Raw genomic sequence first — 13,994 nt, 5'->3', positions numbered from 1 at the left:
AGGGACATCCGTCATGAACCGCCGACTGGATAACGAACGTATCATCCGTGCTCCCCGCGGCACCGACATCAGCGCGAAGAGCTGGCTGACGGAAGCGCCGCTGCGGATGCTGATGAACAATCTGGATCCCGATGTCGCCGAGCGTCCGAGCGAGCTTGTGGTCTATGGCGGCATCGGCCGCGCGGCGCGCGACTGGGAGAGCTTTGACCGGATTGCCGCCTCCTTGCGCAAGCTCGAAGACGACCAGACGCTGCTGGTGCAATCCGGCAAGCCGGTCGGTATCTTCCGCACCCATGCGGATGCACCGCGGGTCCTGATCGCGAATTCGAACCTGGTGCCGCATTGGGCGACGCTCGACCATTTCAACGAGCTCGACCGCCTGGGCCTGATGATGTTCGGCCAGATGACGGCGGGGTCGTGGATCTATATCGGCAGCCAGGGCATCGTGCAGGGGACCTATGAGACGTTCGTCGAGGTCGGCCGCCGGCATTATGGCGGCAGCCTCGCCGGCAAATGGATCCTCACGGCGGGCCTCGGCGGCATGGGTGGCGCCCAGCCGCTGGCCGCGACCATGGCCGGCGCTTCGATGCTCGCCGTCGAGTGCCAGCCGAGCCGCATCGAGATGCGGCTGCGCACGGGTTATCTCGACCGGCAGGCGACGACGCTCGATGACGCGCTGGCGATCATTGCCGACGCGGCCAAGACCCGGAAGCCGGTGTCGGTCGGCCTGCTCGGCAATGCGGCCGAGATCTTTCCGGAGTTGGTGCGCCGCGGCGTGCGCCCGGACATCGTCACCGACCAGACCAGCGCACACGATCCGATCAACGGCTATCTGCCCAAGGGATGGACGCTCGCCGAATGGGAGGCGCGGCGCGCCGCCGATCCGAAGGCGGTCGAGACCGCGGCGAAGAGCTCGATGGTCGATCATGTCCAGGCCATGCTGGATTTCCACGCGCAGGGAATCCCGACGCTCGACTACGGCAACAACATCCGCCAGATGGCGAAGGACATGGGCCTGAAGCAGGCGTTCGACTTTCCGGGCTTCGTTCCGGCCTATATCCGTCCGCTGTTCTGCCGCGGCGTGGGACCGTTCCGCTGGGCGGCGCTGTCGGGGGATCCCGAGGACATCTTCAAGACCGATGCCAAGGTCAAGGAGCTGATGCCCAACGATGGCCATTTGCACAACTGGCTCGACATGGCGAAGGCGCGCATCAAGTTTCAGGGGCTGCCGGCGCGGATCTGCTGGGTCGGGCTCGGCGACCGCCATCGCCTTGGCCTTGCCTTCAACGAAATGGTGGCGCGCGGCGAGCTCAAGGCGCCGATCGTGATCGGCCGCGATCATCTCGACAGTGGCTCGGTGGCGAGCCCGAACCGCGAGACCGAGGCGATGCGCGACGGCTCGGACGCGGTGTCCGACTGGCCGCTGCTCAACGCGCTGCTCAACTGTGCGAGCGGCGCCACCTGGGTGTCGCTGCACCACGGCGGCGGTGTCGGTATCGGCTATTCGCAGCACGCCGGCATGGTGATCGTCGCGGACGGTACGCCGGAGGCGGCGCGCCGGCTCGAGCGCGTGCTGTGGAACGATCCGGCGACGGGGGTCATGCGCCACGCCGACGCCGGCTATGAAACCGCGATCGAATGCGCCCAGGCCAATGGCCTCGATCTGCCAAGCTTGCGCGGGTGAGATGACGTTGGCGAGAAGCCACTGATGGCGGTTCTCGCCAACCCGGCTCAATCGGCCGACAGCGGCTCGCCGGTCAGCGACCAGCTCTCGCCATCGAACGTCGCGATCCGCAAGGTCCTGAACGGCGTGTAGTCGCCGGGCCGGGTGCTGATCGAGACGCCCGGCAGCATCATCGGCAGCCGCTCGCCGTTCAGCGACGTCGCCTGCTTGATCAGGTTCTCGCGGGTCAGGTCGTCGCCGCATTTGCGCAAGGCCAGCTCCACGGCGTGCACATTCATATAGGCAACCAGCACGGAATAGTCGTCCGGGTTGGCCGAAGCTGCGTACGTCTTCAGGAAATCCTTGTAGGCCTTGACCTCGTCGTCATTGGCCCAGGCCGGGTCGCCGGGCTGCTTGAGGAATTGGGTGGTGACCAGCCCCTTCGATGCTTCGAGGCCCGCGGGCTTCAGAATGGTTTCGACCGATGCCGTGGAGCCGCCGATCACGTGCAGCGGCTTCCAGCCGAGCTCGTAGACCTTGCGGATCGATTGCGCGGCGGCCTTCGACGACGACTGCTCGATCAGCGTGTCGACGCCGGCGGCCTTCAGCTGGACGATCTGCGAGTCGATCGTCGGGTCGGCAAGTTCGTAGGAGGCCTGGGCGACGATCAGCTCGGCCTTCGGACCGAGACCGGCGCGGAGGCCCTTGAGATAGTCCTTGCCGTAGTCGTCATTCTGGTAGAGCACGCCGATCCTGGCGTCGGGCTTTGTGCGCAGGATGTATTTGGCGACGACTCGGCCTTCGGTTTCGAAGTCCGGATAGAGCGGGATTGTCCACGGGAAAATCTTGGGATCGTTGAAGCGGCGTCCGCCGGCAGTGATGAAGAGCTGCGGCACCTGCTTGGTGTTGAGGTATTTCTGGATCGCGACGTTGGGCGCGGTGCCGATCGTACCGACCTCGGCCAGAATGCCGACGTCCTCGATCAGCTTGCGCGATTGCTCGACCGCTTTCGGCGCGCTGTAGGCGTTGTCGAGCTGGGTGAAGTTGATCTTGCGGCCGTTGATGCCGCCTTTCGTGTTCAGCATCTCGAAATAGCCGACCACGGCGCGCCCGGCGCCGGCGCCGAAGGCGGAGGCGGGGCCGCTCAGCGGCGTCGATTGGCCGAGCTTGATCTCGGTATCGCTCGCGCCGGGTCCATAAGCCTTCTGCGCGTAGGCGGGCGCCGCCAGCAGGGCTGACAGCGCGACAGCCGCCAATGCCCGGTCGATGATGTGGTTCAAGGTCGTTCCTCCCTGCAATTCGTTTCTTGTTGCAATCAATCTGCGCTAGCGCAGCAGCTCGCGGGCGATCACCACACGCTGGATCTGGTTGGTGCCTTCGAAAATCTGGGTCAGCTTGGCGTCGCGCATCATGCGTTCGACCGGGTAGTCCGTGGTGTAGCCGTAGCCGCCGAAGATCTGGACCGCGTCGGTCGTGACCTTCATCGCCATGTCGCTGCCGACGCATTTGGCCATGCTGGCAAGCACGTTAAGCCGCTTCCAGTCGCCGGCATCGCCGGCGCGGGCGCATTCGTAGACCAGCGCACGGGCGGCCTCGATCTGCATCGCCATGTCGGCGAGCATGAACTGCACGCCCTGGAATTCGGCGATCGGCTGCTTGAACTGCTTGCGTTCCTTGGCGTAGGCGATGCAGGCATCGAGCGCGCCTTGGGCGAGGCCGACCGACTGGGCGCCGATGGTCGGACGATTGAGGTCGAGCGCGCGCATCGACGCGCGAAACCCCTTGCCTTCCTCGCCGACGAGGTTTTCGGCCGGCACCCGCACATTGTCGAAGAAGATCGGGGTATTGGGAGCGCCGCGAAAGCCCATCTTGCGCTCATGGCGGCCGAACGTAATGCCCGGCATCTTCTTCGGCTCGACGATGAAGGCGCTGATTCCGTCCGCGCCGGCGCCGTCACTGGTCCGTGCCATCACCACGATGTAGTCGGCGACGACGCCGTAGCTGCACCACTGCTTGCGGCCGTTCAGGACATAGCTGTCGCCGTCCTTCCGGGCGCGGGTGTTGAGCGCGGCGACGTCGGAGCCGGCCTGCGGCTCCGAGATCGCGATCGCCGTAACCACGCCGCCCTGGGCGATGATCGGCAAATATTTCTGGCGTTGCTCTTCCGAGCCGAAATGCAGCAACGGCATGATGAACATGGTGTTGAGCGCCGCGATCGATGCGCAGGCAGGCGAGACCTTCGAGATTTCCTCGCGCGCGATGCAGGCCATGGTGAGGTTGCCGTTCGGACCGCCATAGCGCTCGGGCACCCAGAGCTGCATCAATCCCATCTCGCCGAACAGCTTGACCAGCTCGAGCGGGAAGCGGTCGGTCTCGTCGATTTCGGCGGCAATCGGCGCCACGTGCCTGGCGACCATCCTGCGGACGTTGTCGCGGAAGGCGACCTGCTCCTCGGAAAAACTCATACGGACTCCCCGTCTGTTTTCTTTGCCGGAAGCCAAAAAGGGGCTTCCATTGAATGGGTGATCCATTTAATAATTCATCGCATGAGCACCAAGTCAAGCCCTCGCGCGCCGCAGCGCCCCCGTACCGCCTCGCCGAACCGACGGGAGCGGGCCACCGATCTCCGTGCGGCCGGCTCCGCGGCCGCGCCGACATTCAAGCCGATTCACACCAGGCGGACGTTCGAGGAGATCTGCGAGCGCATCCGCGAACAGCTGGCGCTCGGCGTGCTGAAGCCCGGCGACAAGCTGCCGGCCGAGCGCGAGCTGGCCCAACAGCTTGGGGTCAGCCGCAACGTGCTGCGGGAGGCGCTGCGCAGCCTGGAGATGGCCGGCGTGCTGCGGCTGCAGAAGGGCGTCAAGGGCGGCGCCTTCATCCAGCAGGGCGACACCCGCCGCATGAACGAGGTCATGCGCGACATGCTGAGCCTCGGGACGATATCGGTGCGGGAATTGTCGGAAGCGCGGGTCCATGTCCTCGATCTCGTGGTGCAGCTGGCGTGCGCAAATGCCCGGCGCACCGACCTCGATGCGCTGGAAGCCAATATCGAGCGAACGGAGCTCGCCACGAAGGAAGGCCGGCTGCTCGATCGGGTCGAATGCTCGCGCGAGTTCTACAAATTGCTCGCGGCCTCGACCGGCAACAAGGTGATCGCGATGATCGTGGACTCGGTCACCGAGATCCACATGCGCTTCGTCTACGCCAAGGTCGCCTCCAGCGGGGTCGCGATGGCGCGGCTCGCGGAGAAGCGGCGCCAATTCCTGGCGGCGCTGAGCGAACGAGACGTGGCGCTGGCAAGCCGGCTGCTGCGGTCGCACCTGGAATCCGTGCAGCGCATGCTGGAGCAGGACCCGGGTGCGATGTCGCTTCACGTCGCATTGGCCGACGTGCAGCCCGGGCTGCGCCGGTAGCGCGCCGCGCTGGCGAATAAATCAACACTCAAACAGCAATAACAATGGAGGCAAACGTGTCTAATTACGCCAAGTATGAATGCCTGACGGTCGAGGTCGCGGACAAGGTCGCGACTGTGACCTTGAACCGCCCAGAGGCGCGCAATGCCATCAATCAGAAGCTGATCCGCGAGCTGCGGACGATCTGGGACGACCTCGCCGACGATCACGCCGTCAATGCCGTGGTGCTGACCGGCGCCGGCGACTTTTTCAGCGTCGGCGGTGACGTGAAGGCGATGTCCGAGCGGCCGGGCGGCGACGTGCTCGAGGAGGGCGAGGTGCACGACCCCATGATCAGCCGCCGCGGCGTCACCCGCCAGCTCGAGCTCGACAAGCCGATCATCGCGGCGATCAACGGCGATGCCATCGGCCTGGCGGCGACCCATGCGCTGCTCTGCGACATTACCGTGATGGCCGAGGATGCGCGGATCGGCGACACCCACGTCTCGCGCGTCGGCCTGGTCGCGGGCGACGGCGGCACGGTGATCTGGCCGCTGCTGGTCGGCATCAACAAGGCCAAGGAATTCTTGATCCGCGGCACGCTGCTGAAGGGCAAGGAGGCGGAGCGGATCGGGCTGGTCAACCATGTCGCGCCGCGCGCGGAGGTGTTGGCCAAGGCCCGCGAGATCGCGGTCGAACTCGCCAACGGTCCGACCTGGGCCATTCGCTGGACCAAGCTGTCGATCAACCAGATCGTCAAGGAGCGCGTGAACATGTTGCTGGAGGCCTCGATGGCGCTTGAGCAGGTGACGTTCGAGACCGCGGACCACAAGGAGGCGACGATGTCGTTCAAGGAGAAGCGCAAGCCGAGGTTCGGCCAGGCATAGCTCGGGGGGCTGGGCAATGACGGCGACCGAAGCGTCGAATGACGATGTCGCAGGGATGCTGCGCGATTCCTTGCGCGGCTTCCTTGACGAGCATTGGCGTCCGCGCGGCGCAACGGCGTCGTGCTCGCCGGACGAGGTATCGGCGATCTGGCGCAAGCTGGTCGGGCAGGGCGTCGCCGCGCTCGGCGCGGCTAGCGGCGAAGGCGGGCTCGCCGAGATTCTCGTCGTCATGGCGGAGCTCGGCCGCGCCGGGTGTCCGGCGCCGATGTGGTCTGCGGCGCTCGCCAATCTGGCGATCGCCGGATCGCAGGTTGCCGTCGTGGTGGATCTGCTGGAGCGGCTGCATTCCGGGAAGGCGATCGTCGCCTTCTCGTTCGGGGCGCTGGATCGCGATCCGGGGGCGGGCTCGATCGAGGTCACCGACCTCAAGGCAACGGGCGTGCTCCGCTTCGTCGAGGCTGCGGGAGCCGCCACGCATCTTCTGGTCGCGCTCGATCAGGCGCATCTTGCGCTGATCGACCTTGGCGGACCCTGTGTCGAATGCGTCGCGACCCGCGCGATGGGGGCATGGGGGCTCTCCGAGGTCAGGCTGAACGCAGCGCCGCTCACGTGCATTCCCGTCGGGACGGTCGATCTGGACGATCTCCGCATCAAGGGCAAGGCGGCGTTGACCGCGCGCGCTTACGGCGCGGCGCGGCGGGCGTTTGAGCTGGCCGTGGACTACGCCAGGGAGCGGCGCCAGTTCGGACAACCGATCGGCAAGTTCCAGGCGATCCAGCACAAGCTGGCCAACTGCCTGATCGCGCTCGAAGGCGTCAGGCTGGTCCTCGAGCATACCGCCAGACTGCACGATGGCGCCGACGACGACTGGCGCTACTTTGCCGATTGCGCATCGGCGTTCTCCGGCAATGCGCTGCGGCAGGTCTCGCTGGAGACCCAGCATACATTCGGTGCGATCGGCTATGCCGAGGAACACGAGGCGCCGATCCATTTCAAGCGGTTACACCTCGATACGATCGCGCTCGGCGGCGCCTCGGATGCAAAGCGCAGACTTGCCGAGCGACTGCTGGATGCGGGCGGCGCCGGGCTGCCGCAATATGACCTCGGGCCCGCCGGAAATGCGTTTCGCGAGCAGGTCCGGCGCTGGCTCGCGCAAAACTGGACCGGTGACACGAAGCAGGCGTTCGACCAGAGGCCGTTCGCCAAGCGCGAGTTCGATGCGAGCTTTGCCCAAAGTATCGGCGAGACCGGATGGATCGGCCTCGGATGGCCGGAGCAGTTCGGCGGCCAGGGACGCTCTCCGCTGGAGCAGATCGCCTTCATGGAGACGATGGAGCGGGGCGAGGCGCCGCGGATCGGCGCGGCGATCCAGGCCAACGCACTGATGATGTTCGGCACGGCAGAGCAGCAGCAAAAATATCTTCCGGAAATCCTGCGCGGCGAAGCCATGCACGGCATGGGCTACAGCGAACCGCAGGCGGGCTCGGACCTCGCGGCGCTGCGCACCAGTGCGATCAGGGATGGCGATCACTGGGTGATCAACGGCCAGAAGATCTGGACCACCACCTGGTGGGGCAAATACATGTTCCTGGCGGCGCGGACCGACAAGGACGCGAGGCCGCCGCATGCCGGCATCAGCATGTTCATCGTGCCGATGGATGCGCCGGGCATCACCATCCGTCCATCCGTCACCATGTATGACGGCACCTTTGCCAACATCTTCTACGACAACGTCCGCATTCCCGCCGAGAATTTGGTTGGCGAGGTCAATGGCGGCTGGAAGGTGCTGACCGGCGCGCTGGCCTTCGAGCGCGGGCTGGTCGGCGGCGGGATCGTCCTGAAGGTCGCGCACGCCTTTGAGCAGCTGCGCGCGCATGTGATGGCGAAACAAGGTGAGCGGTCTCTGGCCGATGACCCTATCGTCCGCGACAGGATGGCGACCCTGGCATCCGAGATCGAGATCGGTCGCCTATTAATGATGCATTGTGCCGAGCTGGCAGCCGACGGCATGACGCCGCCGGAATATGGCGCGATCAGCAAGGTGTTCTCCGGAGAGCTGATGGAGCGTTTCGGAGAGGCCGCGCTCGACATTCTCGGCATGCGCGCCGCGCTGTCCGAACAGATGCCGGGCGCGATCGACAATGGCCGCTTCGAGCAGAATTTGAGGCACTCGCTGATGTGGGTCATCAGCATCGGGACCAACGAGATTCAACGCAGCCTGATCGCGCAACGCGCGCTCGGGCTGCCGAGATAGGAGAGATCGGATGCAGAAGGATGGCGACAGGGCGCCGCTCGTCGGGGTGCGGGTGCTGGACTTTTCCATCATGGTGGCGGGGCCCTATTGCGCGCGGCTGCTCGCCGACGTCGGTGCCGAGGTGATCAAGATCGAGCCGCCGGAAGGCGACGACATGCGGCTGCGGACACCGCTGCGCGAAGGCCACAGCACCTATTTCGGTCAGCTCAATGCCGGCAAGCGCAGCCTGGCGCTCGACCTGAAGAACGCCGATGCCATCAAGCTCGTGCATCGCATGGTCGCGGAGGCGGACGTTCTTGTCGAGAATTTCCGTCCTGGAGTGATGGACCGGCTCGGCCTCGGCTATGACGCGCTCCGCGAGATCAACCCGCGCCTGATCTATTGCTCGATCTCGGGCTATGGCCAGTCCGGCCCCGCTGCCGAGCGCGCGGCCTACGCCATGATCGTGCACGCCGAAAGCGGATTCGATACCTCGCTGATGCGCTATGCCGGCGACCGGGAGCGTCCCGCGGCCGGAGCCATTTTTGTCGCCGACATCCTCGGCGGCATCTTCGGCTATTCCGCGATCCAGACCGCGATGGTCCAGCGCGAACGCACCGGGAAGGGGCAGCGCGTCGATGTGGCGTTGATGGATTGCATGCTTAACCTGCTGGTCTATGAACTCCAGGAAGCGCAGTTTCCGATCCGCTCGCCGCGTCCGACCTATGGGCCGGTGCGCACGCGCGATGGTGATATCCTGATCGCCCCGGTGACGCCGCGCAATTTTGCAGCGCTATGTGAGGTGACGGGGCAGGACGAACTGGCAAACGATCCGCGCTTTGCGACCATTCCGGCGCGTGGTGCCAACTGGACCGCCATGATGCAGGTGATCGAGCAATGGACTGAGCGCCACACCGTCGCCGAATGCATCGCGGCGCTGGATCGTGCCGGCGTTCCCTGCGCCGAGTACCGGACGCCGGGCGCGGCGCTGACCGATGCCCATCTGCGTCAACGGGGCGTATTTGGGACGGTCTCGGATGGCGCCGGCGAATTCGTCGGCGTCAATGCGCCATGGCAGATGTCCGGGGCCGATACGTCGATCGGAAGTCAAGTTCCCGGGATCGGCGCGCAGCGGGACGATGTGCTGTCGCGGATCCTCGGATTGTCGCCGGATGCAATCGCGGCGCTCGCGGTCGCGGGCACGTTCGGCAGGGCGCCGGCCTAGACAGCCGGAAGCCCAAAATCTCAGGTGTCGGACGGAGCGTCCGGCGGCGGAGCCTTCGCGATCGCGAGCAGGCATTTCAGGAAGTGCGCGCGGTCTTCCTTGCGCAAGGGAGCCAGCATGATGTTTTGCAGCTCGGCGGCGGCGGGGATGACGGCCAGAAGCGCTTCCTCTCCCTTGGCGGTGATCTGCACCTGGAGCGAGCGGCGGTCGTCCGGATTGCTCTTCTTCGAGACCAGCCGGCGCGCCACCATCCGCTTCAGCATCTCGCTGAGCGTGTTGCGGTCGCAGCTGATCCGCTCCGCCAACACCGAGGGGGTGAGCGGACCCAATTGGTACAGCGCCATCAGCACGCCGAACTGCCGTGGCGTGATGTCGCTCTGACGCGTCATGCTCTGATAGAGCCCGTCGTAGCGGGCCTCCAGCAGCCGCAGCAGAAATCCGACGCCGCCTTCAAGTTGCCAGTCGCGCGCGACGTCTGCGGCCGAACTGGTCTTCTTTGCCTTGTCGGCTGCCATGCCGTCGTTGGACTCCGATTTCACGAATCTCGCGTTAGCCCGTAGCAGCTTGGCCTGACGTGCTCAACCCTGCGGTGAACCGCGGCCCGGCTGTTCCCGCACGATGCAATCCTCTTGGGCTCTTGTCAGGCATTTGGCAATATAGTACGTATACGTATCACATGCGACGCGAAGACGTCGTTCAGGGAGGTTGCTGTTGGACCTGCACGAGCTGCTGTCGATTCCCTATCTGCTTGAGGCCGAGGCGGTCGAAACCGAGCCGGGACATTGGCGGGTTCGTCTCGCCTATCCGGAGCTTCCGGGATGCACGGCTGAGGCGGCCGTCGTCGAGGATGCGCTCAGGGCGCTCGAGCGGCGGCGCATCGAATTGATCGTCGGCCTGGTGGAGGACGGCAAGCAGCCTCCCATTCCACGCAAGCCGCTCACCGCATCCGATCCGCTTTGGACCGCTCAGGATCTCGGACTGTCTGACCGCGTCGCCGCGCTTCTCGGCGGCGTAGCGGCCCCGACTACACGCAATTGAAGGAGGCAAATCCATGCTCTCGCGCGAAGACAATGAACGCCTGGTGAGGGTCGGCAAGGGAACGCCGCTCGGCGATCTGTTTCGGCTTTACTGGATTCCCTTCCTGCCGTCGGCGGACCTCGCCAAGGATGGACAGCCGAAACGCATCCGGCTGCTCGGCGAGGATCTGGTCGCCTTCCGCGACACCGAGGGGCGGGTCGGGCTGGTTGATCAGGCGTGCCCGCATCGCGGCGCGCCGCTGATCTTCGCACGAAACGAGGATTGCGGGCTGCGCTGCGTCTATCACGGCTGGAAATTCGACGTCGCCGGCGCCGTGACGGACATGCCGGCCGAGCCGGTGCGCAGCCGCCTCAAGGAGCGGGTGCGGATCAAGGCCTATCCCTGCAAGGAGCGCAACGGAATGATCTGGACCTATATGGGTCCCGACCAGGCCGAACTTCCGCCGCTGCCGAACCTCGAATGGAATCTGGTGCCGGCCGAGCAGGTGCACATCTCGGTTCGCGTCCAGGAGTGCAATTGGCTGCAGGCAGTCGAGGGCGAGATCGACTCGGCGCACGCCCCGCTGCTGCACGGTCGGCTGGACGCCCAGGGCACGACGAGCGCCTGGATCCAGAAGCGCGACCTGCGGCCGACCTTCGAATGCATCAAGCAGGACTTCGGCATGAGCATCGCCGCGCGGCGCAATTACGATGCCAACACGCTGTACTGGCGCGTCAACCAGTTCCTGCTGCCGTTCTATACGCTGGTGCCCCCGCTGTCGCCGTTCCCGGATCTGAGCGGGCACGCCTGGGTGCCGATCGACGACGAGAACACGCTTTGCATCATGTTCTCCTATCATCCGTCGGAGCCGCTGCTGGAGAAAACGCGACAGGTCTTCGCCGAAGGCCACAAGGGCCGCGAGAGCGGCCATGCCAGCCGCCACGCGCTGGTCCAGCATCCGGTGACGGTTCCGTATGCAGGCTACTGGACCAAATACAATCCGCAGAACGGCTTTCAATTCGACTACGAGGCGCAGCGCACCACCTGGTTCTCGGGCCTGCCGGGGCTTTGGGTGCAGGACGGCGCCTGCCAGAGCGGCGTCTCGCCGATCTTCGATCGCACCAGGGAGACGCTCTGCTCGAGCGATACCGGCATCGCGATGACGCGGCGCTTCATTCTGGAAGCGCTCGGCGCCTATCGCGATCATGCGATCAAGCCGAAGGGTGTCTTGGACCCCGACGTGTTCATGGTGCGGGCGGTGTCGCTGCGGCTGCCGCCGGAGGAGTCCTGGGTCGATGTCGGCGCGCCGTTCATGCGGGCGAAGCTCGGCGCCGATTTCGGATACGAGCTGTGAGCGCATCCCGCCATGGCTGAAATGACGCAGGACGTGCTGGTCAAGCGCATCGGCTACGAGGCCGAGCGGATCAATTCCTATGAGCTGATCGCGCGGAGAGGCAGCGAGCTGGCGCCGTTCACCGCCGGCAGCCATATCGACCTGCATCTGCCGAACGGCATGATCCGGAGCTACTCGCTGGTGAACGATCAGCGCGAGCGGCACCGGTATGTGATCGCAGTCAACAAGGATGCCGAGAGCCGCGGTGGCTCCAGCTTCGTCCACGACTCCGTGAAGGTCGGGGACACCATGACGATCTCCGGGCCGCGCAACAATTTCGCGCTGGACGAAGAGGCGGAGCATTCGGTCCTGGTCGCCGGCGGCATCGGCATCACGCCATTGCTGTCGATGATCCGGCGTCTGGCGGCGCTCGGACGCCGCTGGGAGCTGTTCTACGCCGCGAGAACACGCGCCGCCGCCGCATTCCTCGACGAGCTCGACGCACCTGATCTTCGCTCCAAGATGCATCTCGATTTCGACGACGAGCGATCGGGGCATCTGTTCGACCTGCCGGCAATTGTCGGAAACGCGCCGGTGCGGGCGCATCTCTATTGCTGCGGTCCGGTGCCGATGCTCGCGGCATTCGAGGCGGCGACGGCCGGTCGGCCGTCCGATCGCGTGCACGTCGAATACTTCCAGGCGCGCGAAGCGCCCTCTACCGAAGGCGGCTTCGACGTCAAGCTGGCGCGAAGCAACCGCACGATTGCGGTCGAGCCCGGCAAGACGATCCTCGATGCGTTGCTGGATGCCGGCATCACCGCGAACTACGCCTGCACCGAGGGGGTCTGCGGCACCTGCGAGACGCGCGTGCTCGAGGGCACGCCCGATCATCGCGACCAGTTTCTGAGTAAGGAAGAGCAGGCGGCGAACACGAGCGTCATGATCTGCTGCTCGGGCGCCAAGTCCCGCACGCTCGTGCTCGATCTCTAGGATAACAACATACGACGGGTGGAAATAATGAAGTGTCTTTCGCATATTGCCGGAGTGGCTCTGCTGGCCGTTTGCGCCAGCTCGCCCGCGTCGGCTGATGCTGCGCGCTCCCTCAAGATCGGCGTGCTCAACGACGCGTCGGGCCCTTACTCGGACAATGCCGGTGAAGGTTCGGTGACGGCGGCCAGGATGGCTGCCGAGGATTTCATGCGGCTTCATCCGGATTTCAAGGTCGAGATCGTCTCGGCCGACCACCAGAACAAGGCGGATGTCGGCGCGGCAATCGCGCGCCGCTGGATCGATCAGGAGAAGGTCGACGCGGTTGCCGACGTGCCGAACTCGGCTGTCGGGCTTGCCGTCAACGAAGTCGTGCGCGGCAGCAAGGCGGCGCTGATTGCATCGAGTGCGGCGTCCTCCGACCTGACCGGGAAATACTGCTCGCCCAACACGATCCAGTGGACGTTCGACACCTGGGCGGCCTCGCACACGATCGGCGCCTACCTCGTGCGTCACGGCGGCAAGAAATGGTACTTCATCGCGACCGACAATGCGCTCGGCAAGTCGATGGTGCGCGACGGCACGGCGGTGATCGGCGCCGGCGGCGGCACCGTTCTCGGGTCGGTCAATGTGCCGATCAACAATGCGGACTATGCGTCGTTCATCCTGCAGGCCGAGAGCTCCGGCGCCGACGTGATCGCGTTCGCGACCGCCGGCGGCGACACGGTCAGCCTGATCAAGCAATCCGCCGAGTTCGGGCTGAAGCAGAGCGGACGCACCTTCGCGGCGCTGTTGACAACCACCAACGATGTCGAGTCCAGCGGACTTGCGGTCGGCGAGGGGCTGATCATCACCCAGCCGTTCTACTCGGACCTCAACGAGGCCAGCCGCGCCTGGTCGGCCAGGTTCAGCGCACGTCAGCACGGGCAATCGCCGACCGCCTTCCACGCCGGCGTCTACTCCTCCGTGCTTGCCTATCTCAACGCAGCGCTGGCGGCAGCAACGAATGACGCGCCGGCCGTGATCCGGAAGTTGAAGGAGAAGCCGATCGACGACGCCTTGTTTGGGCCGGTCGTGGTGCGCGCGGACGGCCGCGCCATTCACAATATGTATATCTTCAAAGTGAAGCGCCCGAATGCGTCGAAGAGCAAGTGGGACCTGCTGGAGCAGGTCGGCGTGCTCACAGGGCCGGAGGCGTTTCGGCCGCTCGACCAGGGCGGATGCTCGCTCGTCGAGCCGCCGAAGAGCAATTGACGA

Annotated in this window: 12 protein-coding genes; 9 read left to right on the top strand and 3 right to left on the bottom strand. The window is 65.4% G+C overall.

Going from position 1 to position 13,994, the window contains the following annotated elements; all coding sequences use genetic code 11:
• The first annotated feature begins 13 nt into the window (after positions 1 to 13).
• Complete coding sequence (hutU, locus tag AC066Y_RS30240; protein ID WP_478277051.1) at positions 14 to 1,684, top strand: urocanate hydratase; 1,671 nt, start codon at positions 14 to 16, stop codon at positions 1,682 to 1,684.
• Between the two features lie 47 nt (positions 1,685 to 1,731).
• On the opposite strand, the gene AC066Y_RS30235 is transcribed toward hutU, so the two are convergent.
• The gene (locus AC066Y_RS30235) at positions 1,732 to 2,934 is read right to left on the bottom strand and encodes an ABC transporter substrate-binding protein (protein ID WP_478277092.1); all 1,203 of its coding nucleotides are present in this window, start codon (positions 2,932 to 2,934) and stop codon (positions 1,732 to 1,734) included.
• Between the two features lie 54 nt (positions 2,935 to 2,988).
• Positions 2,989 to 4,128, bottom strand: a complete 1,140-nt coding sequence (locus tag AC066Y_RS30230) for an acyl-CoA dehydrogenase family protein (protein WP_478277050.1) — start codon at positions 4,126 to 4,128, stop codon at positions 2,989 to 2,991.
• A gap of 81 nt (positions 4,129 to 4,209) precedes the next feature.
• Between AC066Y_RS30230 and AC066Y_RS30225 the strand changes: the two genes are divergently transcribed.
• Genes AC066Y_RS30225 through AC066Y_RS30210 form a run of 4 tightly spaced genes read left to right on the top strand, consistent with a single transcriptional unit; the run spans position 4,210 to position 9,400 of the window.
• Entirely contained in the window at positions 4,210 to 5,076 is an 867-nt protein-coding gene (locus tag AC066Y_RS30225; protein ID WP_456660467.1) for a FadR/GntR family transcriptional regulator, read from the top strand.
• Positions 5,077 to 5,132: 56 nt separating this feature from the next.
• Positions 5,133 to 5,942, top strand: coding sequence for an enoyl-CoA hydratase/isomerase family protein (locus AC066Y_RS30220; RefSeq protein ID WP_244549896.1), 810 nt, complete (start codon positions 5,133 to 5,135; stop codon positions 5,940 to 5,942).
• A gap of 16 nt (positions 5,943 to 5,958) precedes the next feature.
• On the top strand, positions 5,959 to 8,196 hold the full coding sequence (locus tag AC066Y_RS30215) for an acyl-CoA dehydrogenase family protein (protein ID WP_478277049.1): 2,238 nt from the start codon (positions 5,959 to 5,961) through the stop codon (positions 8,194 to 8,196).
• Between the two features lie 10 nt (positions 8,197 to 8,206).
• Positions 8,207 to 9,400: a CaiB/BaiF CoA transferase family protein gene (locus AC066Y_RS30210; protein WP_478277048.1), complete on the top strand. Its 1,194-nt coding sequence runs from the start codon at positions 8,207 to 8,209 to the stop codon at positions 9,398 to 9,400.
• A 20-nt stretch (positions 9,401 to 9,420) separates the two neighbouring features.
• Here the strand turns inward: AC066Y_RS30210 and AC066Y_RS30205 are convergent, their stop codons facing one another.
• Positions 9,421 to 9,939 (bottom strand): MarR family winged helix-turn-helix transcriptional regulator, encoded by a 519-nt coding sequence (locus AC066Y_RS30205; protein WP_478277047.1) that lies wholly within the window; start codon positions 9,937 to 9,939, stop codon positions 9,421 to 9,423.
• Between the two features lie 172 nt (positions 9,940 to 10,111).
• On the opposite strand from AC066Y_RS30205, the gene AC066Y_RS30200 reads away from it, so the two are divergent.
• From AC066Y_RS30200 to AC066Y_RS30185, 4 genes are read left to right on the top strand one after another with little or no spacing between them, the layout of a single operon-like run.
• Positions 10,112 to 10,438, top strand: coding sequence for a hypothetical protein (locus AC066Y_RS30200; RefSeq protein ID WP_478277046.1), 327 nt, complete (start codon positions 10,112 to 10,114; stop codon positions 10,436 to 10,438).
• Positions 10,439 to 10,451: 13 nt separating this feature from the next.
• Positions 10,452 to 11,771 carry a Rieske 2Fe-2S domain-containing protein gene (locus tag AC066Y_RS30195; RefSeq protein WP_478277045.1) on the top strand — a complete coding sequence of 440 codons (1,320 nt, stop codon included), beginning with the start codon at positions 10,452 to 10,454 and terminating at the stop codon, positions 11,769 to 11,771.
• A 12-nt stretch (positions 11,772 to 11,783) separates the two neighbouring features.
• Positions 11,784 to 12,740: a PDR/VanB family oxidoreductase gene (locus tag AC066Y_RS30190; protein ID WP_478277044.1), complete on the top strand. Its 957-nt coding sequence runs from the start codon at positions 11,784 to 11,786 to the stop codon at positions 12,738 to 12,740.
• Between the two features lie 27 nt (positions 12,741 to 12,767).
• On the top strand, positions 12,768 to 13,991 hold the full coding sequence (locus tag AC066Y_RS30185; RefSeq protein WP_478277043.1) for an ABC transporter substrate-binding protein: 1,224 nt from the start codon (positions 12,768 to 12,770) through the stop codon (positions 13,989 to 13,991).
• The last annotated feature ends 3 nt before the right edge of the window (positions 13,992 to 13,994 follow it).

The organism is Bradyrhizobium sp. USDA3010, from assembly GCF_056429065.1.
The sequence above is the reverse complement of the archived record's forward strand: the minus strand, read 5'-3'. Positions and strand labels throughout refer to the sequence as shown.